The 24,463-nt window shown below is 44.5% G+C and carries 14 protein-coding genes; 2 read left to right on the plus strand and 12 right to left on the minus strand.

What is annotated here, in order from left to right:
* From CLV59_RS00175 to CLV59_RS00195, 5 genes are all read right to left on the minus strand, one after another.
* The gene (locus CLV59_RS00175; protein WP_111589991.1) at positions 1 to 1,518 is read right to left on the minus strand and encodes a DUF5689 domain-containing protein; all 1,518 of its coding nucleotides are present in this window, start codon (positions 1,516 to 1,518) and stop codon (positions 1 to 3) included.
* Between the two features lie 36 nt (positions 1,519 to 1,554).
* The gene (locus CLV59_RS00180) at positions 1,555 to 3,075 is read right to left on the minus strand and encodes a SusD/RagB family nutrient-binding outer membrane lipoprotein (RefSeq protein ID WP_111589992.1); all 1,521 of its coding nucleotides are present in this window, start codon (positions 3,073 to 3,075) and stop codon (positions 1,555 to 1,557) included.
* A gap of 9 nt (positions 3,076 to 3,084) precedes the next feature.
* The gene (locus CLV59_RS00185) at positions 3,085 to 6,258 is read right to left on the minus strand and encodes a SusC/RagA family TonB-linked outer membrane protein (RefSeq protein ID WP_111589993.1); all 3,174 of its coding nucleotides are present in this window, start codon (positions 6,256 to 6,258) and stop codon (positions 3,085 to 3,087) included.
* A gap of 324 nt (positions 6,259 to 6,582) precedes the next feature.
* Positions 6,583 to 8,115: a RagB/SusD family nutrient uptake outer membrane protein gene (locus CLV59_RS00190; protein WP_211323689.1), complete on the minus strand. Its 1,533-nt coding sequence runs from the start codon at positions 8,113 to 8,115 to the stop codon at positions 6,583 to 6,585.
* A gap of 14 nt (positions 8,116 to 8,129) precedes the next feature.
* Positions 8,130 to 11,357 (minus strand): SusC/RagA family TonB-linked outer membrane protein, encoded by a 3,228-nt coding sequence (locus CLV59_RS00195; protein WP_111589995.1) that lies wholly within the window; start codon positions 11,355 to 11,357, stop codon positions 8,130 to 8,132.
* Positions 11,358 to 11,966: 609 nt separating this feature from the next.
* On the opposite strand from CLV59_RS00195, the gene CLV59_RS00200 reads away from it, so the two are divergent.
* Positions 11,967 to 12,986 (plus strand): endonuclease/exonuclease/phosphatase family protein, encoded by a 1,020-nt coding sequence (locus CLV59_RS00200; protein WP_111589996.1) that lies wholly within the window; start codon positions 11,967 to 11,969, stop codon positions 12,984 to 12,986.
* Positions 12,987 to 13,038: 52 nt separating this feature from the next.
* On the opposite strand, the gene CLV59_RS00205 is transcribed toward CLV59_RS00200, so the two are convergent.
* The 7 genes from CLV59_RS00205 to CLV59_RS00235 form a co-directional block, all read right to left on the minus strand.
* Positions 13,039 to 14,808, minus strand: coding sequence for a RagB/SusD family nutrient uptake outer membrane protein (locus tag CLV59_RS00205; protein WP_111589997.1), 1,770 nt, complete (start codon positions 14,806 to 14,808; stop codon positions 13,039 to 13,041).
* A 17-nt stretch (positions 14,809 to 14,825) separates the two neighbouring features.
* A complete protein-coding gene (locus tag CLV59_RS00210) occupies positions 14,826 to 18,416 on the minus strand; it encodes a TonB-dependent receptor (RefSeq protein WP_111589998.1) in 3,591 nt (1,196 codons plus the stop codon).
* Between the two features lie 159 nt (positions 18,417 to 18,575).
* A complete protein-coding gene (locus tag CLV59_RS00215) occupies positions 18,576 to 19,712 on the minus strand; it encodes a FecR family protein (RefSeq protein WP_111589999.1) in 1,137 nt (378 codons plus the stop codon).
* Positions 19,713 to 19,777: 65 nt separating this feature from the next.
* A complete protein-coding gene (locus CLV59_RS00220) occupies positions 19,778 to 20,344 on the minus strand; it encodes an RNA polymerase sigma factor (protein ID WP_111590000.1) in 567 nt (188 codons plus the stop codon).
* A 65-nt stretch (positions 20,345 to 20,409) separates the two neighbouring features.
* Complete coding sequence (locus CLV59_RS00225; protein WP_111590001.1) at positions 20,410 to 21,039, minus strand: hypothetical protein; 630 nt, start codon at positions 21,037 to 21,039, stop codon at positions 20,410 to 20,412.
* A 65-nt stretch (positions 21,040 to 21,104) separates the two neighbouring features.
* Positions 21,105 to 21,566, minus strand: a complete 462-nt coding sequence (locus CLV59_RS00230) for a VOC family protein (RefSeq protein ID WP_211323691.1) — start codon at positions 21,564 to 21,566, stop codon at positions 21,105 to 21,107.
* Positions 21,567 to 21,608: 42 nt separating this feature from the next.
* A complete protein-coding gene (locus tag CLV59_RS00235; protein ID WP_111590002.1) occupies positions 21,609 to 22,691 on the minus strand; it encodes a hypothetical protein in 1,083 nt (360 codons plus the stop codon).
* A 176-nt stretch (positions 22,692 to 22,867) separates the two neighbouring features.
* Here CLV59_RS00235 and CLV59_RS29090 point away from each other — a divergent pair, with 176 nt between their 5' ends.
* Positions 22,868 to 24,451, plus strand: coding sequence for a TPM domain-containing protein (locus CLV59_RS29090; protein ID WP_211323693.1), 1,584 nt, complete (start codon positions 22,868 to 22,870; stop codon positions 24,449 to 24,451).
* Positions 24,452 to 24,463 lie beyond the last annotated feature (12 nt).

The following is a 24,463-nucleotide window of genomic DNA, read 5'->3' on the forward strand; positions in this document are numbered from 1 at the left end:
TTATTTCAGTTTAGTAGCATCGTCACTTTCGATTTCTGCTAAAGTAGTTTGTTTGGTCATCAGCAGGTTGTTCTGTGCACGGGCCTTCATCCAGCGTCCGAGGGAAGGACTGTATACGCCGCCGAGTTTAATGTAATAACCCGCATCTCCTGTTACGTATGCCAGGCAGAGGGTGTTAGTACCTGCTTTATAGTAAGGCTGACTTTTCAGAGAGATAGGATCTTTGATATCATAAAAATCGTTGTTCGTAATCAGGTAACCAGAAGATGGCGCAGCGTAGATAGAACCGCCGCCGCTCATGAAAATCACATCAGTAGGAACGGTAGTGGCAGTAACTTTTGTACCTGCGAAAATCGCAATACCAAAGGCATTACCACTGTTGGCCATCCAGTTGGTGGTTTTAGTACCAAAGTCTTCCCCATTATTAGCTGCATAATCAAAGTTACGTACCCAGTTGGCAGCACTGATATCTGTAGAGTTTTCGCCATTAATGTTTTTCTTGGTACCGCCTACATAGCAGTAAGTACCTTTCTTTACCACACCAGAGGTGATATTGATTTTGTAGCTACGCATACCGCCGGTAGCCCAACCGTTCACAGGGTTACCTGTTGGCGTAGATGCGTTGGCGTTATTGTTTGCGATAATGCAATACGGCGTAACGGAGAAATCGATATCCTGTGTAGCCAGCAGCTGTACATATTCGAAGTTGGCATCTGGACCAGCAGGATCGTTTACAAATCCGGAGATCACCAGTGGCGCTACGGTGATCGTAGAACTGAGTAACGTATAGTCGCTACCGGTGCGCATGCTTAAGCGTGGCAGCAATGTATCGCCGGAAGGCGTGCATAAAATAATACCATAAAAGTTAGCCAGTACCGGCACTTGTATATTTGCGAAAGCTGCTTTGGCATCCGTATGCAAGGTGATTTCACCGAAACCATCTGTCATGATACGATCTCCGGCCAGTGTAGCATTGGCTGGAGGAGTAGGATCGAAGCCACCTTTTACGATGATGGCCATGGTACTTTCGTAGTTATCCGGATTAGCGGCAACAGCACTGGTGGTAATTTTATTGGCCAGTACAGAGTTGCCGGATGATATTTTGGTCACATTGGAGGTTGGAACACCTGTGATCTGGAGGATACCATCTACTCTTTTCAGAGTGCTACCTTCCACTTTGATGAGAACGGAATCTCCCGGAGCAAATTTCGTTGCATCATCTCCCAAAGCGATACTGATACCGCGGAGTTTAGCCAGTCGGCGGGTGTCCTGAATAATCAATAAACCTTTAGGCAGGTTACCACCGGAATGGTCAGAAACCACGATGCCGGCGATTTTTGCGGAACCGCCCAGGATATCGCGGGTGAGTGTAACATCTTTATCTTTATACAAAGAACGGATATCCATGATCCCGATGATATCAGAAACTACGCCTCCCGGATAGGTGTCATCCTTCGCACATCCCCATAACAGTACCAGGGACAGGAGCATCGTTATATATAAATTCTTGTTGTTCATTGCTACAAATTTTACAGTTAGAAGTGTGAATGCCTGTTATGGTTTCTGCCACCAAACTTGTGTAGAAATCAGATCAGGGCCCTGTTTGCTGATAACATCCTTGTAGTTGGCAGGATTGGTTGATTGCACAAATACAGGATAAGGCATTCTGGCTGGCATTACGCCATCATTCTTCAGACCTGCTCCTTTAGGCAATATCGGGTGGCCGGTACGACGGTATTCAATCCATTGCTGTAAATCGGTCAGGAACAGGGCATAGTATTTCTGAATGTGGATTTTCTCCATTTTATCATCCAGGGATACCGCATCACTCCATTGCATATCGGCAGCGGTCAGGTAGGTATTTACATCCGTAAATTTAGGTACCCATTGCTGGATAGAATACAACACGCCATTGTTGTAATATGTGGCAGCGTTTCCGCTAATCCAGCCTTTGGAGGCACATTCCGCCAAGATGAAGCAGAGTTCCGGATAGTTCATGATCATACCCGTCATTGGGTCGTTCATAAGACTTGGAGCGGTATTACCTGCTACGTAAGAGTTGAAATATGTTTTCTTAGGAACGCCGGTACCGGGAGAATAACCACTAGGAACACCGACAAACATACCGCTGTAAGGAATGATCGCCCAACGGTTGTAACCATTGGAGCCATAGGTAGGAATATCAATACGGGGATCGTTCCAGGCAGCCAGGTGATCGATGAAGAAGCTGGCGATGGCTGGAGATCTGAAGTCCTGTTCTCTAACGCCCAACAGCGGAGAAGTGTACGGACCTACGCCTGTCCAGCGGAGAATAGCGGATTCCCCGGTGTTCGTCATAATAGGATATTGTGCGGCGCTGGTTTCAACGATATCTTTGATTTTCGCTTTGCAGAGATCTGCAACTTCCGCTTTCCCGGAAATACGGAGCAGTAAACGGAGGTACAGAGAGTTACCGAACTTACGCCATTTAGCTACATCACCATTGTATACAGGATCACTACCGGCTGGAATCGCGTCATTTTTAGAAAGTAATGAATTGGCAGAATCCAGTTGTTTAAACATATCCAGATAGATATCTTTCTGTCTGTCAAATACCGGATGGTAAATCGCAGAGTCCTTACCCATAATTGCTTGTGAATAAGGCATATCGCCGTAGGTGTCTGTCAGCAGCGAGTATACCCATGACTGACAGATCAGGGAAATACCCTGGTAGGATCTGTTCCTGGTGAGGGAATCGGAGGCCGTCTTATACAGCTCTTTAAAATTGGTGATATTCAGATACCACTGGGTATATAGATAATCGGACCAACTACTACGGAAGTCATACCGGAATACTTTTCCTTCTGCGTCGTTCATATCTACCGTGATCTGCATGAGCTCATTGTTGAAACTACGGTTTCTGGAGAGATTGGCAGACATGGTGTTTACCAGTGCGGGCGCCAGCAATTGCTGAGGCAGTGCATTCTGGGTACTGTTTGGGTCTGTGTTGAGCGTATCAAAACCTTTTTTGCAGGATGTTAGCATACCGCTGCTCAACAACGCCAGGCATCCTATGATGTATATTAACTTCTTCATGTTCGCTTATTAAAGACCAATAATTACATTAAATCCAAATGTGCGGGTAGATGGGAACTGACCGATCTCAAAGCCCCTAACGATATCTGTTCCGCTGAGCGTTCCAAATTCAGGGTCGAAGATTGGCCATGGAGACCAGATAAACAGGTCGCGACCATATACTCCAACAGTCAGACGTTGTAAGCCCAGTTTCTTCAGGGTAGCAGGTTTCAGGCTATAGTCGATACGAGCTTCTCTGAATTTGATGAAGTCGGTGCTGAATACGCTACCTTCAGCATTATCCTGTCCGTAGTGAGAGCGATAGTATTCATCGATATTGGTAGCTACTACATCATTTTTACGGTAAGTACCGTCTTCATTTTGTACTACGCCATTTCCGATGATACCGCTGTAACGGCCAGGGAGGGTGTTGGTAGTTTTACCTTGTTCTGCCAGTTTGTAGTGGGTCAGAGAGTGGCCTACTGCGCCGAATTGCGCGTCAAACAGGAGGTTCAGGGTAAATTGTTTATAGCTGAAGTTGTTGGTGAAGCCCATTTTGTATTTAGGGATGGTATTACCGAGATACTTGATATCGGTAGTGAGCAATGCTACACCTGTTTTACCATCGTATACCACCTGACCGTCCGGAGAGCGCTGATAGCCGCGTCCGTAGAGATCGCCCATGCTTCCGCCCACGGTTGCTACTACCTGACCGCCGCCCACAGGACCTGTTTGCAGTACCAGGAAGCTGTCTGGCAGGGATTTGATGATGTTTTTATTGGAAGAGAAGACTACGCTGGAAGTCCATTTGAAACCACTCTTAGTAGTAACAGGCGTACCGTTAATCGCTACTTCAATACCTTTATTTTCCACTTCGCCCGCATTTACGATCATAGAGTTATAACCGGTAGCTGGGTCCAGGAATGGCTGCAGGATCTGATTTTTTGTTCTACCAGAGTAGACCGCGATGTCAAAGCCCAGACGGTTTCTGAACATTTGTACGTTAGTACCTACTTCATAGGTAGTAGTTTTCAACGGCAGCAGGTTTGGATTAGCGAGTGTATTTGGTACCTGTAATCCGCCGCTGTACAGACTTCCCGCAGAATTATAGTAGAACGCAGTTCTGTAAGGAGTGGTCATACCGCTACCTACACCGGCAACGGATAAACGAAGTTTACCAAATGAAACCCAGGAAGGCAGTTTAGCTACTTCAGAGAACACAAAGCTACCGTTTACAGAAGGGTAGAAGAAGCCTGCATTATCTGTACGTTTAGGTGTTGCCAGTACGCTGTTCCAGTCTTCACGGGCAGTCATATCCAGGAAGAGGAAGTTTTTATAGCTGGCGGTGATCAGACCGTAAAAGCTATTGATACCATATTCTTCTTTTCTTGGGATGGTTACCAGTGGGCCTGCAGCATTTGCCAGTGTGAATACGCCTGGATAAGTCAGAGAGTCCGCACGGTTTTCATCTCTGTTGTATTTATTTCTCATGGTGCTACCGCCAACCGTAACAGAGAAGTCAAAATTATTATTGATTTTCTTTGCGTACTTCAGGAGGAAATCGCTGGTAGCTTCCATAGAGAAGATATTCTGTGTACGGAAGCTGCCTTTAGCATATTTTGCTCCGGCGCCCCAAGGACGTTGCTGAGAGCGCATTTCGTACGACAGGTCCACTGCGGTTCTTACCTGCATGCTCAGTTCTGGCGTGAAGGTATAGGTAGCGGTGAAGTTACCGGTAACGTTATGTCTGTTTGATTTATTCAGGTATTCATATGCTACTGCATAAGGGTTGGATGGATAAGAGCTGAAAGGATATTTGAGCACTTTGCCTTCTTGTCCTTTACCCCAGTAGTTTTTCAACCAGTTGAGATCTGCGCTTGGCTGCCAGAAAATATACCAGTACATGATGGATTGGTTACCGTAACCAGCGCCAGGCAGGTTATCGCTCCATTTGTTGGTATAGTTTACTTTAGAAGATACCTGGAGTTTGTCGTTGATTTTTGAATTCACAGACATGGCCAGGGTATTTCTTTTATAGCCGGTGTTAGGGATGATCCAGGTATTGTTCACGTTAGTGAAAGAGAACCTGGCAGAAGTTTTATCAGTACCGCCATCTAGTGTAACCGTGTTGGTCAGTGTTTTACCAGTATTGAAGAAAGAGTTAATATTTTTATATGGGACCCAAGGAGTTTTTGTTTTACTCTGTCCCTGAATAGTTGGATCGTACTGGTAGAATGACTGGCCATTGAATTTAGGACCATAGGCGGAGCTGGTACCGCTGGTGCTGGCGCCATCGGGGCCTGCGCCGTAAGAATAGTAATCGGCGCCGTCCAGACCTTGACCATATTCATATTGCAGGTCTGGGAAACGGTTTACCTGTTCCATGGAACCATTAGAATTCAGGCTGACACCAAAGCCTTTCTTTTTCTTGTTACCTGATTTTGTGGTGATGATAATCGCTCCGTTTGCACCCCGTTGTCCATACAGTGCAGATGCGCCAGGGCCTTTCAAAACGGTGATGGTTTCAATATCTTCCGGATTGATATCATTCAAACTGCTACCATAATCGGCAGGCATGTTGTCGTTGTTGGTACCATAGGCAGACTCGCCACCAACGGCAGTTCTGCGGGCACTACCCGTGTTGATGATCACACCGTCTACAACGATTAATGCTTCGTTATTATCCGTCAGATTGTTTTCTCCACGGAGAATAATTTTGTTAGAACCTGCAGGACCGCTGTTGGATCTGATGAGGTTCAAACCTGCAACTTTACCGGAGAGTGCATCTGTCCAGTTACCGGAGAGCGCTTCCGTAAGTTGTTCGCCTTTTACTACTGTAGTAGCATAACCTAAGGCTTTTTCTTCACGTTTGATACCGAGTGCAGTTACTACTACGTTATCAAGTTGTTTTACATCACTGGCAAGTTCTACATTAATGACAGTCTGGTTGCCAACAAGAATTTCTTTTGGCATAAGACCTACAGCAGAGAATATAAGTGTTTCTTTTGCATCAGCCATAATGGAAAACATACCGTTACCATCTGACTGTGTTCCGCGGTTGCTACCTTTTACGCGGATGTTAACACCTGGAAGTGCACTTTTATCGGTGCGTTCTTTTACAGTACCAGTGATTTTCTTTTGCTGGGCAAAAAGCACATTATCCGTCACCAGAAAGATGACGAAGAATAATAGAAAATTCTTCATACAAGGTTGATTAATACAGAACTACCGGCCGATAATTTCTTGTGTTGATTTTTGTTGTGAATTAGTGTGTGCAATGCGGACGCAAGCTAATACCGTTTTCACAATTCTTTCACATAGTGAACATTAAGGTTATGTAAACTTTGCGTGCAGTGCGAGAAATGCGCATATTAATATATACATTAATTATCATTCATGCAATAGGTGAAAACTATTTTATTTGGGTAGGATATTGATTTGAGTTATGAGGTTAGAAGGGTAGTAGCAAAAAAAAAGCTGCCTATGAAGGCAGCTTTTTTCGAATTAATCAGGGTTTAGGAAGAAAAATTATTTCAGACCTAAGTTGTACAGGGTTTCTCTGTCTGGAACAACCCATGTCCATTTATTTTTATCCTGAGGAGCAATCGTCACTGCCAGAGGAGTGATGAAGTTACCGCCAGCAGCGTAATCTTTACGATTGATAGGATCAGCCCAACGTTTCATATCGAACCAGTCGAAACCTTCACCCCACAGTTCAATTGCACGGTAGGTTTTGATTTCGTTCAGCAGATCTGTACCGGTTTTGGTGCAGGTGTAAGCTACATCACGGCCAGTACCAGCGTTGAGGGCAACCAGCAGCGCCTGAACTTCAGAAGCTGGTTTGTTTTGGAAGTATTTAGCTTCTGCTTCAATGAGTACCATTTCAGAAGATCTGAAGTGGTTCACATTGCTGATACCTGGCTGGTCAATTACTTTCACTTTGAACTGCATGTAAGCAAATACAGAGGAAGTTGAATACAGGTCAGGTCTTTCCGCAAATGCACGTGTGGTCAAAGCTTTACTTGCAGCACCTGTTTCTGGTGTGTAAGCATCTGTTTTTGGATCCAGGAACAGTTTTCTGCGAATATCTGTAGCAGGAATCTTATTGTACAGTTCTTTACTGATACATTTAGGAGTACCACGAACAGCAGAAGCGCTGGAGTTGTAACCAATGTATGCACCGTAAGAATAGAAGTACAGTGTTTCATCAGAAGCGCCATAGCTACTCCAGATCCACTCGCTAGTAGGCTTTGCGAAACCGGCGTTGTAATCTGTGGCATTCATCAGATCATAACCTTTTCTTGCCAGTACTGCGTATTTCTCCGCATTTGCATAATCCTGACGAGTGAGCGCCGCGCGTGCATAAATTGCATACGCTACGTTCGAGTTGGTCATGTAGTTATTAGTCTTGTTGTTCACATCACCTGAGCTAGCAAACAACTGGATAGCCTGATCCAGGTCGGAATAGATCTGCGTGTAAGTTTCTGCCAGGGTAGACAAAGGCATGTCACCGGTAGACAGATCAGTACGCAGTACCAGACCTTTAGAAGTACCATTGTTAGAGTCAGACCACCTGTAGCAATACAGCTGTGTCATCATAAAGAAAGAGTAAGCACGGAAAGTGAGTGCCTGCGCTTTGATAGACTGTCTTTCTGCTTCAGTACCTGTTGCTTTATCAATATTCATGATAATAGCATTAGCATTACCGATAATTTTATAATAGTAATACCATGGGTAATAGTTATAGATACTCTGAGAGTTCTCATTATACAAGCTGTTAATGATCGCTGCCCATCCACTCAGGTTCACAAAGAAGTTATTACCTGGGTAGTTACCATAATACATTTTGATAGTACCTTCCCCGTTAAAACCCTGGGAACCCAAATATTGGGTGGTCATCATTTTAGCCAGACCATTTACCGCTAATTTGGCGTTGGTAGTATTTTCAAATACATCCTTGTCGCCTACACTGTCAGTTGGTTTTGTATCCAGCATATCCTTTTTGCAGGCGCCTGCCAGCAGTGTCAGGGATACAAGACCTATTTTAAATATTTTATTCATTTTCATCAGAATTATTATAATCCAACATTAACACCGAAAGAAACTACACGAGGAGTAACGAAAGCGTTCAGGCTTCTACCGTTGAAAGACTGTTGAGGGTTCATACCCTGCAGTTTGGTAAAGGTGGCCAGGTTTTCTACGCTGAGGTTCAGACGTGCATTTTTGATATCAATTCTCTGTAACAGATTAGCAGGCAGCTGATAGCTCAGTGCGATGTTCTTGATTACAAAGTAAGAACCATCTTTCAGGAAGCGGGAAGACATCGCGTTGTTCAGTGTGCTGCGATTGAAATCTACCACCGGAATTCCTTTTGAATCGATACGGTTTGGAGAAGTAGCGGTCATTCCTTCTGGAACGCCATTCCATGCTTTCAGCAGGTCAGAGTGCATCTGAGATACAGAACCGCTCATAGACATCATGCTGAAGTAAGAATCATCATATACTTTTCCACCCAGTGCATAAGTAAATACGCCGCTCAGTACAAAGTTTTTGTAAGTCAGGCTAGTGTTGAAGCTACCGAATACATTAGGAATCGGGCTACCAGACCAGTCACGTTTTGCATAAGTAGCATTGGTGGTGTAAGTCTGACCATTGATATTTACCAGGTACTGATAGTGTGCACCAGTGGCATCAGTAGGATTGTATTTCTGGTTGTCCGGAATATACAGCGCGTTACCAGTCATCTGGTCAACACCGGCATACTGGAAGGTATAGAATTCATTCACACCATGTCCTTCTGCATATTTGTAGTTACCGATTACGATACCATCTTTTCTGTTCTGCTCAGGCAGACGCAGGATTTCATTTTTGATGAAGGTAGCATTCAGACCTACATTCCATCTCAGATCTTTATTCTTCAATACGTCTACATCCACACCGATTTCCCATCCACGGTTAGAAACAGATCCGATGTTCTGAGTGATAGTCGCCTGCGCTTTATCATCTGCGGTTGCACCGGCAGACAGTGGCAGGTAAGCATCGAACAACAGGTCTTTAGAACGTTTATCGAAGTATTCAATGCTGATGTTAGCACGGTTGAAAACACGCAGGTCCAAAGCGGCAGAAGTTGCAGCGGAAGTTTCCCAATGGATATCAGCAGCATTCTGTGATTTGTAAACTGCACCGAGGTTGTTATTCTGGCTGGTAGCAAACAATGCCATGTAAGCATATCTTGCAGCAGTCAGGTCATTACCTACCTGGCCGTAAGAAGCACGCAGTTTCGCATAGTTTACATATTTAGTCAGGCTTTCGAAGAAATCTTCTTTAGAAAGTACCCAACCTCCACCAACGGAGTAGAAGTTACCCCAACGTACACCTGGTGCAAATTTAGAACTACCATCTCTTCTGAATGACCCATCTACAAAGTATTTGTCAGCATAGCTATAACGGCCACGTGCAAAGTATCCTTCAGAACGATAGTTCTGCTGATAGTCATACAGGGAGGAAGTCTTAGTGAAGTTGATCCACTCAGTAGCATCAGCCAGGATCTGATTGGTTTTCATACCGCTCAGGTACCAGTAGTTATCAGAGTAGTATTCATGACCCACCATACCTTCTACACTGTGTAAACCATAAGAATGATTCCAGTTCAGTAACTGTTGAACAGTATAAGTATTGTAACGGTAGTTTCTGCGAGCACCACGACCACCATTACCAGCACCATCACCTACGATAGCGTTGTTATAAGTAGTCTCATCAGAGTTACGAACGTTCAGGTCACCTTTAGCAGTGAAAGTGAAGTCTTTCAGGAATTTCACATCCATGTAGATCTGACCATTCACCGTATTTCTAGTGGTGATATCTTTGTTCAGCTGATTTTCATATACTACGTGACGACCAATAAACTGGTTACGGGAGTTACCATCACCAATGTCGAAACGTTTATTGCCATATTCATCCAGCAGATATTCACCCGTAGTAGGGTTGTGCATATGCACTGGGTAAATAGGAGCAATGTTTCTGGCGAACATGAATGGGTTGGTGTAAGAGTTTGCATTATCAGCATCACCATTGATGTTGTTAGTCACCTGGTGAGAACCTGCGAGGTTAAAGCCGTATTTCAACCAGCTCTTAGCCTGTACATCCGCATTGATTCTACCTGTGAACCTCTTGTAGTCTGTGTTAGTTACATAACCTTTCTCATCCAGGTAACCTGCTGAGTAGTACAGATTGGTTTTTTTAGTGGTAGTAGATGCATTGATAGCATACTCCTGACGGTGACCCAGTCTCTCCATATCTTTATACCAATCCAGGTCATCTGCATAACCAGGCAGGATATGCGCATCGCTACGCAGTTTACCATTGCCATCGAACAGCTGGTTAGCTGGTTTGTCGTAGATATTCAGATACAAATAAGCAGGTAACAGGGTTTCTGTTGCCTTAGCATTCGCTAAATCTACAGTAGGATATTTAGAAGGAGAACCAGATAACAGGCTGTTACGGTAACCTTTCCACATGGTTTCCATGAAATCAGTAGTATTCATGGTTTTGTAATCTTTTACTCCACGGGAGTAAACACCCTGGTTTACCATCACGTTCACGTTACCATCGCTACCTTTTGCACCTCTTTTAGTAGTCATGATCACAACACCATTAGATGCTTTGTTACCATAAAGTGCAGCAGAAGCAGCATCTTTCAGAACAGAGATAGACTCGATATCTGCAGGGTTGATGTCTGTTACGTTACCAGTGAACAGAACTCCATCAATTACATACAGTGGATCGTTGCTACCATTAACTGTAGAGAAGCCACGGATCTGGATTTTAGGCTGAGCGCCAGGAGAACCAACTGTGTTGTTTACCTGGATACCAGTAGTACCTTCCAGTACGCCAACAGCGTTGGATACAGGACGTTTGTCAATGTCTTTTGCCTTGATACCAGATACAGAACCAGTGATGGATCCTTTCTTAGCAGTACCATAAGCCACAACAACTACCTCGTTCAGGTCGTCGCGTTGAGCTGCCATCTGTACATTCAGTACATTATTATTACCAACAGCTACAGATTTAGCGGTAAAACCGATAGAACGGAAAAGGAGCGTTTTGCCGGCAGGAACGGTAATAGAGAACTTACCGTCCGGATCAGTGAGGGTACCGGTAGAACTACCTTCTACCATTACAGAAACACCAGGGATGGCACTTCCGTCAGCAGCAGTTACCTTACCGGTAATTTTTTTGTCCTGAGCAAATGCAGCAATCTGCATCAAACTCAAAAAGAAAAAAACAAGCAATCTTTTTCTCATGAAGATTTCGGATTTAGTGTTTAGATTTTAGATATAGAATTATTGGTTTCGTGTATTCGTTGACGTTATAAATTTTTCAAAAATGGAATCCGTGCCCGACAGCATAAGCCGCCGAAAAAAACAATAAAATAGAAAGTCTGTAAACCTTACAGGTAGTTACATAAGCAAAACATTTCACCCTGAAAACATACGTTTTCAGCTAAATAGCTCCCTAAAAGCAAATTGATGAAGTCAGACGCGTGAATAATACTACAGTCTCAGAATAAAATTCCACATAAGCACATCGCGGTATAGCTATTACTATCCTATTTGTTATAACCCTAAAATTTACATAAGCAATTTTCCGTCTCGATTAATTAAAAAGCGTTGTTGAGAAGTACAGGACGTATTTTTTAAAATCGAAGGTGTGAAATTAATGTAAAATTTTAACTTTTTAGATTAAAATCTGATCGAAAAATCTTTGTATGACATTTTTTTTTCGAAATTAAAAATCGATTACAGATGTTATATTTTTTATATGACCGATTTCGCTGCACCAGCGCCATATTATCTCTCTAAAATATTCCTCAACCAGCGTACATTTATAAATAAGAACAATGAACTAACACCATGAAATTTTTATTTGTATTAATTACCGCCACTTTATTTTCTGGAATTGTAATAGCGGAAGACACGAAACTCTCTGTCCTCCAACTCAACATCTGGCAGGAAGGAACCATGGTTCCCGGCGGCTACGACGCCATCGTACAGGAAATAGATCGCCTGAATCCCGATGTCGTTACCTTGAGCGAAGTCCGCAACTACAAACAAACCCGATTCTGTGATCGGATCATATCCTCCCTCTCCGCAAAAGGTAAACACTACTACTCCTTCTTCAGTAATGGCGCCGGCATTCTCAGCAAACACCCCATCACTGACAGCGCCGTTATTTTCGAAGGACAAGGAGAAATCTTCAAACTCATTACCAAAGTTGGCAAACGCGAAATAGCCATCTATTCCGCCCATCTGGATTATCTGAACTACGCCGTATACCTTCCCAGAGGATACGACGGCGTTACCTGGAAAAAACTCCCGGCCCCCTGCACCAACCTGGATTCCATCATGGCCTCCAACCTGGCCTCCGCCAGAGATGAAGCCATTAACGCCTTCCTTCAATCTGCCGAAACAGACCAGCAAAAAGGTAGATTAATTTTCCTCGGCGGCGATTTCAACGAGGCCTCGCACCTCGACTGGACCTCCGCTACCAAAGATTTATATGACCACCACGGCGTGATCGCCAATTGGACCTGTTCCGATATGTTATATAATAAAGGCTTCCTGGACAGCTACCGTGTTTTGTACCCAGATCCCGTTCAATACCCTGGATTCACTTTCCCCGCCAGCAATACAGCTGTTCCCATCAAACAACTGGCCTGGGCTCCCGATGCGGATGAAAGAGAACGTATAGATTTTATCTATTATTTACCAAAAACGTATTTGAAACTGCTATCCTGTAAAGTGGTAGGACCCTCAGCCTCCATTGTCCGTAATCAACGACAGGAAGAATCAGGTAAAGATCCGTTTATCACACCTGCCGGCATCTGGCCCACAGATCATAAAGGCGTACTCGCTGTATTCAGCTTGAAATAAAAAAAGCCTGGCTAACTTTAGCCAGGCTTTTTTATACACCGTTTTAACGCTATTAGTTAATCCACCCTGTATTCTGAATCAGGTTCGGATTACGCTCAATCTCACTCTGAGGAATAGGCCAGCTATAGATGTAATCGCCCTTCCAGGAATAATTCACCACATTGCCACCCCAAATCTGCTTGATACCAGCACCGGGAGCAAAAGTTTTATCTTTCCAGGTTTTCCAGCGCAGCTCATCAAAGAAGTTAATCCCTTCATTCACAAATTCAACCCTGCGCTCATTACGAATTCTTTCTCTCATAGCCGTCTGATCTGCCACATAAGTTGGTTTACTTGCATCTGCATTTTGTAATGCAGGCATTCCCACTCTTGCGCGTACTTTATTCACCAAATCCAGCGTTTGCTGGTTGAAAGATTGTTCATTCAACGCTTCTGCCCACATCAGCAATACATCTGCAAAACGAATAACCGGGAAGTCGGTAGGACCATAAGCACGGTTGATCGTTTCTGTTGCGCCTTCGTATACAAATTTACGATGCAGGTAATAGTAGTACGCTTTGGTATCCGTCGCCAGATCCCAGGTAGGCGTAGTGTTGGAGCGGAATGGCCATCTCGATACATAAATCTGATTCGCACTACCATTTACCCCCAGGTATTCTGCATAAGGAGTGATAACGTTGGCGGTTAAACGTGGGTCACGATTGGCATATGCCGCTTTAATCCTCGCTTCATTACCCGATGGCAGATATTTAGTCATATCCACTCCGCGGGCACTGGCACTGGAAATTTCTGATGCCGTCAGGCCATCTCTGAAGAAATATACTTCCCGCTGCGCAACAGTCAATGAAGAGAATCCCGGAATAACCTGATTCCAGTCAAACTTGCTGCCATCCGCATTTTCATAAAGATCAACCACTACCGGTGAAACCAGGTACGTATTCCAGCAGGAACCGAAAGAACTTCTGTTACCACAGAAAAACTGTGTAGTGGAACCAAAATTCTGTACGGCAATATTCTGAATAGAGAATATCATTTCGTCACTCTGCTCATTGGCTTCTTTAAACAACAGTTTGTAATCGCCATTAAAAAGCGTGTAACCTGCTGCCTGTACCTGCGCGAAATCAGCAATCGCTGCAGGATAATTCTTCATGTACAGATAAGCTTTACCTCTCAGCGCATAAGCTGCGCCTTTGGTAATATGGCCGTAGTCCGCATTTCCCTTGGAATATTTTATAGGGAGATTCGTTTCATTGATGGCGTCAGTGAGATCGTTTACGACTACACGCCATACGCTGTCTTCTGTTTCGCGGCCTTTTGTCGCCTCATCAGCAGTGAATGGCTTCAGATAAACAGGTACGCCATGCCACAGCTGGTTCAGACGCAAATAGAAGTAAGCGCGCAGGAATTTGGCTTCCGCAATATATCGGGCCTTCTTGGCGTCAGCTGAAGGAGATTTCAACGGAATGTTCACAATAGCATTGTTAGCACGCTGAATACCGTCATAGAGTTGCTTCCAGTTATCGCTAAACATAGAACTGCTCGGCGTGATGGTACCTGTCTGCAATGCATCGGCATCACGGGTCATACCTGTTACGCCATAACGATCCAGCTGATACAGTTCATTACCAGAGGCGCTGGACTGATCAATATTCAGTCGCAATGCTGCATAAACGCCGGCCATACCCTGGTCGGTGAGGTTATCTGTTGTCCACATCTGCGAATCGCCTTCCTGGGTATAGGAAGTAGTGTCCAGCAGGTTTTTCTTACAGCTGGCGAGGGACAGTAAGCCAGCAGCATATATCAGAATTCTGAATTTTTTCATACAATTTCTTTTAATTTCTAGAATGTTACATTAAGACCCAGGGCATACTGCTTCATGGTTGGATAACCAACACTAGCGCCAATTTCAGGGTCAAGACCAGGATACTTGGTGATAGTCAACAGGTTCTCGCCGCTTACATAAATAATGGCCTTGCTGATAGATGCACGTTTAAGCAGACTTTCCGGGATCTGATAACCGATTTGCAGGTTTTTCAGCTTCAGGTAAGATGCATTATAGAGATAGAAATAATTGGCCAGACTATTCTGCGCGTCTGTATTGAGTTTCAGACGTGGATAAGTAGCATTGATATTATTCGCAGGATCAGCCGGATTGGCATCATTGTAATAGTAGTGATCGTTGGCCACTGTCAGACCGATAGCATTACCGGCAGAAGTCACGGAGCTCAGGTAACCACGGTCGTTGTAGTAGTACTGGAATCCGGCACTTCCTGCCCAGATCATATTCACATAGAAACCTTTCCAGAATGCGCTTAAATTAAAACCATAGTTATATTTAGGCGTTGCGCTGGTGCCGGAAAATGTTCTGTCGTAGTTGTTACCATAAATACCATCTCCATTCGTATCGGCATAAATGAAATCGCCATACCAGATTTTACCTTTATCCACACCTTGCGTAGGCAGGAACGTATAACCGGCACTCATCATGTCTTTTACCCACTGGAGATCTTTTGGAGTACGAATCATACCGTCTTTAGGACCGCCATTAATGTTGACGCTACCATCCGCTTTATAGTAAGAACCATCGCCGGAGTACAGTTTATTCAGATAATATTCATCGATCTGATGACCTTCCACACGGTAGTTGTTGCTGCTGCTGGATGCTACCTTTCCAATATTGGAAGACCATACTTTATTGCCATTGGCATCCGTGGTCCAACCTTCCTGGAATGCGCCACGGTATTGTGTAATAACGTTCTTGTTGTATGCGAAGTTACCGCCAATGGTAAAGTCTACTTCCCCAAATTTATGATTGTAGCTGGCTATTACTTCAATCCCTTTGTTGTTTACAGTAGCTGTATTTACAGTTGGGGCAGTGGCATTACCTACGGTCAGTGGAATGGGAGGAGTGGTGATGATACCGTTGGTAGTTTTGCTGTAATAGTCAACAGACACGTTCACAGCATTATTCAGGAAAGTTGCATCCACACCAACATCTGCGATAGCAGTAGCTTCCCAGAGCAGGAATGGATTCCCGAATTTAGTAACCGCTAATGCGTTCACTGCGGTGTTGTTGAAAGAGTAGTACACCTGGTTGTAGAGTGTCTGCCAGTCGTAGTTTCCTTTAGATCGGTCGCCACCGCCGTTGTTACCCAGTTTACCCCAGGAACCGCGCAGTTTCAGTTGTTGGAAACCTTTCAGATATTCCTTCAGGAAGTTTTCTTCTGTCAGGCGCCATCCTGCGGAGAAAGAAGGGTAATAACCCCAGCGGGAAGCCGGCGCAAAACGGGAAGATCCATCATAGCGGAGATTGGCTTCAAAGAGATATTTATTCCGGTATGCATAGTTCACACGGCCAAACCAGCTGCGAAGCGCGTTATCATACTCCGTACCATCGAAAACGTTATTAGTATTACCTGCTACGTTAATGTTGGTAACATCCTGGGAGATTAATCCTTTTCTGCTGGCGAAATCGCGGTTGTAGTAATAGTAGTTCTGATTATAACCTACCAACGCGCTAAAGTCATGTCCGCCTTTGAAAGTAGTGGAATAACGCAGTACGTTATCGAAGGTGGTGGTGAAATCTTTATTATGTTCTACGCTGGTGGTAAGCTGGTCAGGAGTAGCAGCCGGGGATTTGGCTACATTGGTAGAAAGATCCCACTTTGCAAAAGGTACATCATGATACTGTTTGTCCTGGAAACGCGTCTGGTAGTTAAACTTGGTTTCAAAAGTCAGTCCTTTGAGGATAGAGATAGTGGCATAAACAGTGGAGTTGAATCTGTTCTGCACATTTTTACCAGCTACGTTATTTAGGTATAACAAAATGTTATTGGCTGTCTGGGATTCTTCCAGTGCGGTAGGGAAACCATATTTACCATCGTAAATGGCAGGTACGCCCGGTGTCGTCTGACGCAGATAGTTGAAGGCATTATCAGTATTACCTAACCCAAACGATTCCTGTGATGCAAACGTTTGCGTTCCAACGGTAATAAATTTATTGATTTTGCTGTCCACATTCAAACGGATCTGATAGCGTTTAGCTTCTGTATGATCCATGGTACCAGGGTTGTTCAGGTAGCCGGCAGACAATAAGTAGGTTGATTTTTCTCCACCGCCGGCAACAGATAAGTTATGCTGTTGCAGGATGTTGTGTTTGAAAATAGTCTTAGACCAGTCTGTATTTGAATACACCACGGAATTCGGGATACCTACTGCATTCAGGTCATTAGGATGCTGATCGGCATTGATCCAGGTGTCTATGGTGGATTGTTTGAATAACTCTGCCTGTCCGAGGTTACGGGCACTCTCATTATAGAGTTTCATGTAACGAACATAGTCGTTCACAAATTCAGGCATATTACTCGGTTGTACGGTAGACATAGTACCGCTGTATGTAACAGTGGTACGGTTGCGGCTACCTTTTTTGGTGGTTATCAGGATTACACCGTTTGCTGCCAGTGTACCATAAATGGAAGAAGAGGCCGCGTCTTTCAATACTGAAATACTTTCTATATCTGTCGGATTAACGGCATCCATAGATCCGATAATACCGTCAATTACTACCAGGGGATCGCTGTTGTTCAGCGTACCTGTACCGCGTACGCGGATGGTGGCCCCATCAGATCCCGGTTTACCGGAACTCTGACGCACCTGCAAGCCAGGACTCAGCCCCGCCAATGCGCTGGAAACGTTGGTTACCGGACGGTTCTCAATACTTTTGCTGGTAACGGTTGCTACAGCTCCGGTCAGGTTCACACGCTTTTGGGTGGCATAACCTACCACCACTACATCTGTCAGGTCTGCATTTTTTTGCTTCAGGGTAACTACTACGGATGTACGACCTTGCAGATTGATTTCCTGTCTTTCGAAACCAATGTAATCTACTACCAGTACGCCATTTTCAGGGTTGATATCCTTTAACAGGAAAGCCCCGTTCGCATCTGTCATAGCGCGTTTGGTGGTACCTTTGAGCACCACTGATGCACCAGGAAGTAGTTCTCCTTTTTCATTCACCACCTGCCCTTTTAAATCGACAGTCTGCGTTACATCTAAATGCGCTTTTTCTTTTTTGGCGTCTACAACAATTACTTTTTCCACGATGGAATAAGTCAGGGGTTGACCTTGAAAACAAGCGTCCAGTGCAGATCTTAGATCTACGTTGGTAACGGAAATGGTTACACGTTGAGCTTTGGAAAGCATTTCATCACGGTACATGAAATTGTATCCGGTTTGTTGGGTAATGCTTTTAAAGATTTCGGTAATAGGTGCATTGCTTTTATGCAATGTCAATGTTTGTGAATAACCGAGCGCTACCACCTGCAGGGAAATAAATACCAGCAGAAATGTGGTTAGTTTGGCTACCCGGAGCGTTGTTGAATAACGGGATTTTATGGCATGCAGCATCCCATTGTACTGAGTGGACCTCATACATCAGCGTGTTTGGTGAATTATAATTGTACCGGAATAGAATAGCAATGGTCACTACGGCAGTGTGACCCAGTCGTCGTTTTACCTTGAAATTTTCATTGTCCTAATACTTATCAGTTGTTATACGATATCAGTTTTTGTGTTATTGGAATAGCTACGTCAATTCTTATTGACAATCAGTTTGCGATCATTTAGTTGACAGTGAATACCACTGAGTTCCAACATTTTCAATACATTTTCCAGATTGGTTGTCCTCGGAAATGCTGCACTGATATGGCCTTCAGCGGCCCCTTCTTCAATTTGCAGTTGTAGGTCATACCATCTGGTAAGCTGTCTTAAAACAACAGCAATTTCTTCCCCGTTGAATTCAAATTTTCCTTCCTTCCAGGCAATCGCGGCATTTACATCGGCATTACTCACTGTAAATTGTTCCTCATGATTCAGAGAAGCCTGCTGTCCGGGAACCAGATGCTTGGTGACATTCGCATTGGCGACATTTAAAGAGCCTGTGAGAAGGGTAGTCGTGATCGTATTCTCATCAGGATATGCCATGATGTTGAAGGAGGTACCCAGTACTTCCACTTTCATTTTGTTTACCTCCACAAAGAAAGGTTTGTTCCTATCAGCTGCGATTTCAAAATAGGCTTCTCCTGTCAGTTCTACGATTCTGTGATTACCCGTAAAGCTGGTAGGATATTTCAGCGAACTGGCAGCATTCAGCCATACCTTGCTGCCATCCGGCAATACCACGGTAAACTGCCCTCCCTGCGGGGTTCGCAGCGTATTGTAATGCACAATATTGCTGGCATCATTACCCGCCTGGTCATAGACCAAGGATTTCCCTTGTACAGCCGCTCCATTGATGCTGGGCTGGATACTATCGTCCAGGGCTACACTACTGCCATCATCCAGTAGTAGTACTGCTTTGTTAGTACCAGGAAGGATGGTGGAGGCAGGGTGAGACACGGTTGTTTTGGCATACATGGGGAACTTAGGTCTGGGCATGAACCTGAAACCTGCTCCCAGCAGTATGGCTACACTGGCAGCTATGGCGGCGCGTTTCATCCATAAAGGATATACTTTCCGACGGCGGACTGGCGTCTCCACAACTTTATCCAGATTATCCTGTATCCTGCTGAAAATTTCATTCTCGCTGAAGCCAGGTACGGGAGGTACCATAATTTCTGCGTCATCGAAGGAGTTGTACCACTGATTTACCAACGCACGTTCCTCTGCTGTGGCATCCCCACGCAGATACTTTTCTATGGCGTTTAATAGATCCTGGTTTTCTTTCATAACGAGTCATTACAAGGGTTAGTCGAACAACTAAAGGAAATCCCCTACGTCGTTCTGAAAAAAAGTTAAAAAAAGGTGGAAAAGAGATGTTTAATGTTCCCTTTCAGGTGCCGTAACGCTTTAGTGATTTGGTTTTCCACGGTTTTATGAGAAATATTCAGCGTTTGGGCAATTTCCTTTACGGGCATACCTTGTTCCCGGCTGTATTGGAAAATGAGCCGGCATTTTTCGGGAAGTTTGTTTACTTCTTCCTGCAGGAGCTGCTGGATATGTTTAAATTGAAGGGCTGCATCAGGGGCATTTGATGGAACAGGCATATCGGTACTATATACTTGCTGATATTGGCGGAGTAACTGTTCCCGACGGAAACGATCCAGGATCTTGTATTTGACGGCAGTAGCCAGATAGGCGCCGGCATTATTGATCTGATGATTATGCCGTTGGTTCCAGAGACTGATAAATACATCTTGTACAATGTCTTCGGCGGCCTGTATATCTGATAGTCTGTTGAATGCCAATGCCAGCAGCTTCTCCCGATAAGCCTCGTAGATTTCAGTGAAGGCGGCGGCATCATTATCCCGCAGCCGTTCCATCCACAAAATATCGTTGTTTGGTTGATCTGTCATCGACATATGTCACAAGTACGTATGCGATATTAAAAATAATTTTTGGATTCACATATTTATCATGCAATCTTTCATACTCTCGTGGCATATTCCCCGATCAATTTCTGGTAGGGATGCGGTTCATAACCCGCATCCAGCAACGGAGCAAATTTAAACTGTACTTGCTTTAAAGTAATCAGTGCCGCTTCTTCCGCATTGGTAGGATGAAATGTACTGCAAGCTGCATCCATTAATCGCTCGTCCGAAATAGGACGTTGACACTGCTCACAGTGATTATACCAATATACCTGAGGATCAGTTTCCAGCTGTACTGGCCGGAATTGTGGAAATGCATCTTCCAACAGATTCCGGAGATTATCCGAAATAGTGGTGATCTGGTGAAAAAGGACAAAAAAATCCTGTTCCAGCCAAACCGGTTCATCCCTTTCATTGATATCTTTCTCATAAAACTGTTCTGCCCCAATGGCAATAACATGATTGGTATGCCCACAATGTGGACAAACTGTTTTCCCCCTGGCTATCAGTACGGTTTCTGGAAGAATCAAATAGGCATTGTCTGGCAGTATCCATTTTTCTAACTCCTTCAATCTGCCATAGAAGGCATCCGGCAGTATCCAGACGTTCGCATCAGTATTATATACGGCGCCTGCTGCCAGGGCCTGCACTTTGTCTGCCTCAGGAACATTCAGTAATAATGACATAATACGGGTATGAAAAATTCAATTGATAACTGAATTTATGAAAAATCCCGCAAAGGCTGCACCTATCAATAAGTATCATTATTTATTTCCAGCCAGTAGCCATCCGGGTCTTTCAGGTAAACTTGTTTTACGCCATCCACCCGGTTGGTAATGCCTCCTGGCTTCCCTGGCCAGTCTTCATAAGCAATATTATTTTTTCGAAGATTGGCCAGAAATTCTTCCATTGAGGCCACAGAGAAACAAAGATGGGCGTTTTTGTCGTGAGGGACAGCGGCCGTTGCACCTGAAATAATATGTACCTGCGCATGCGGACCTACCTTAAACCAACTATGGCGGCCATCTTTAAATGGTTCGTCCATGGTTTCAAGGCCAATAATATCCCGGTAGAAAGTGGTGCTTTGCTCCAGGTTCACCACGTAAATGGCTATATGATTCAGGGAAGGTTTTTTCATGGACTGAGCAGTCGCAAACGTGGAAAAGCCGGTGAGTGCCAGGGCAGTCAATCCGGACAGCAGTAACTTTTTCATATTACAAGATAACTATCCGGATCGACTGATGCAAGGTCTTTATCAGTTACTTTTAAATGCGATCGACTGAATAACGATATCCAGTTTTTTCAGTGCAGGCATGTCTGAACGCAATTTTTTATCGCCGGTCACCTGGTCATATTGTTTAGGATCGCCGGTATTATTGGCTTTCAGCAAGATAGTAACGCCTTTGCCATCAAGCTGACCGCCTTCCCAACTGATAACCATTCCGCCATCAGCCCATTCAAAACCATTGATTTTGAAGGCGCGGCCGTTAATTTTATTGAGTTTTTCCAGCGGATCGCCTGGTTTTATTCCAAAAGGCGTTTTCCATTTGGTATGTTCATGAGCGAAAATCAGGACATTGCCATTATCGCCGTCCATATTGATTTCCAGTTCATCATCTGATTCCGGATACACCACATAGGCAATTTTACCGGTGGCATTCCCGCCAATATCGCTACCATCGCGTTGTCCGATATTCTCTTTCCCATAAAGTGTTGCCAGTTGATCGGTGGTGCGGGCCTGGAAAACAGGTTTTACTTCCCAATTACGTGTATCCACTGGCGTTGGAGCGGCAGCAGCGGTTGCAGTAGCATTTTCTGTTGCAGTTTCGCCAGAGGATGCTGCGGCAGGAGCGGCGTGATTACCGGCCGACTGCACGGCAGCTACAGGAGCAGCTGCGGTGATATTGCCGGTATGAGGTCCGGTATAGGTGACCAGAAAATCCTTTTTATCATCCAGCAACTCCTTGGTCTGATCTTTATATTTATTGGCCGTGTAAGTGGCTACCGGAAAAACATTATTGGTTTTCAGACCCATCTCACGGAGATTTTCAATAAATCGTTGCCGGTTACAATCGCTGTATTGATACAGATATTTTAATGCGGCATCCAATGCCACAGGATCTTTACTGAGATTGGTAACGGTGGAGTCTATATCCAGCCCGCCAGCGCCACTGCGGGTAAGCTGTTCCGCGATATAGCCCATGATAGAATCATTTTTCAGCTGATAATGGTAGGCTGCCCGGGAAGAGAAATCGTCAATAATGTTTTGCGCCAGCTTGCTCTGCGCCTGTAGAGCGAGAGGAGCTGCAAAGAGGAACAATGCGAGAAACCTTTTCATATACGCTGTTTAATGAGAAATTCTACGTTTACTAATTTAATTATATTTTATGATAGCCGGATAAATAACGGCTCAAATGCACAAAGGTTACTTTAATAACGTCTGTCCGACAGAATAATTTTCTTCCTACCGGTAATTCATTCTTTTATATTCGCATTTCAAAACGAGATGTCTGCATGAAATACAGGTCTTTACTGCTGGCGATGTTGGTATTGTTATTCTCCTGCCGGCAGGAGAAGCATAAATTCTCTCCCCAGGATATCCCCGATCCCAAGCAACAAGGTGGCGGTTATGTGAGTGATCCCAAACATATGTTGTCCGATGCCACCGTATCGGAATTAAATGGTATGCTGTCTGCACTCGACCAGGATGGGACAGCACAGGTAGCGGTGGTATTACAAAACGAGATTGGCGACAATGATCCTAAAGAATTTGCGCACCAGCTTTTCAACACCTGGGGTATTGGCCGCAAAGAAACCAATAACGGCTTACTGATTTTCCTTGTTAAAGATGCCCATAAACTGGTATTTGAAACGGGCAAAGGCCTGGAGGGCGACCTGCCGGATATTCTCTGTTTCCACATTCAGCAGGAATACATGATTCCCAAAATTAAAGAGGATAACTATGATGAAGCCTTTATCGATGGCGTAAAAGCCGTAACAGCACAGTTGAAAACAGGAAATTATGCCTATGATAATGAGCCTTCGGCAGACGCGGTTCCTCCGCCCGACAGCTCCCTCTTATCAGAAAGTGCAGGAGACTCCCTCGTTTATGCCCCTCAACAAGTATTTGGAAACCCCGACGTTTCAAACCAGGAATATGTGGATAACTCTCCTGGCGCCGGGTTTGTCATCTGCCTGTTCATCTGCTTTATTTTCTCTATCGGTTTAATGTATGCCTGGTTTGGCCGTAAGCCGAAGAAAAGAAAGGACTCAACAGACGGAGATGTAATGCCGCTCAGCATAAATGAAACGGCTAATGAATTCCTCCGACCAGGATGGATTGGACTGTTGATCATCAATTTAACTGCTATTGTTACGCTTTGGACCATGGAGTCTGCCTGGAGTATGCGCATGGGCTTCTTCAAGGTACTGCTGGTATATTATGTATGCTGGGCGGTGTTCATGCATATTGCTGTACTGATAATAAGATTGAGGGCAGAAGTGGCGCTGAAAGGGGCAGACCGGCACACCCGCTGGCAACGGCTCAATTCCGCGCATAAAAACCTGGATTTCGCAGGGTTTCTGTTTCCGCTGCCTTTCCTGTTAATATATATGCGCCTTTTCCACCGGTATATGCTGAAGCTACGGAACGAACCTTATAACTGTCCGCATTGCAACCGAGCCATGCACAAACTGGATGAAAAAACTGAAGATCCTTTCCTGGATAAAGCCCAGATAATTGAAGAGAAACTGCATTCTGTGGATTATGATGTCTGGATTTGCGATAACGATCATTATAAAATGGTCCTGGATTATACGGATCTGCACACAGTGGTGGCGGAATGTCCAAGCTGCCATCATAAAACATATCAGTGTAAAAAATCAAAAACGCAGAAGCGGGCTACTACATCTTCCACGGGCTGGGGTTTAAAAACGTATCTCTGTGCAGCCTGTGCTTTTACGGCAGATTATAAGTTTATCATTCCTAAGATATCCTCTTCATCTTCCTCCAGCTCCTCTTCTGGCAGTTCGTCTTCTTCCAGCTCTTCCTGGGGTGGCGGCTCTTCTGGTGGCGGTGGCGCCAGCAGCAGTTGGTAGCAAAAAAAAGGG

It is taken from the genome of Chitinophaga dinghuensis (assembly GCF_003259435.1).
Lineage (GTDB): Bacteria > Bacteroidota > Bacteroidia > Chitinophagales > Chitinophagaceae > Chitinophaga > Chitinophaga dinghuensis.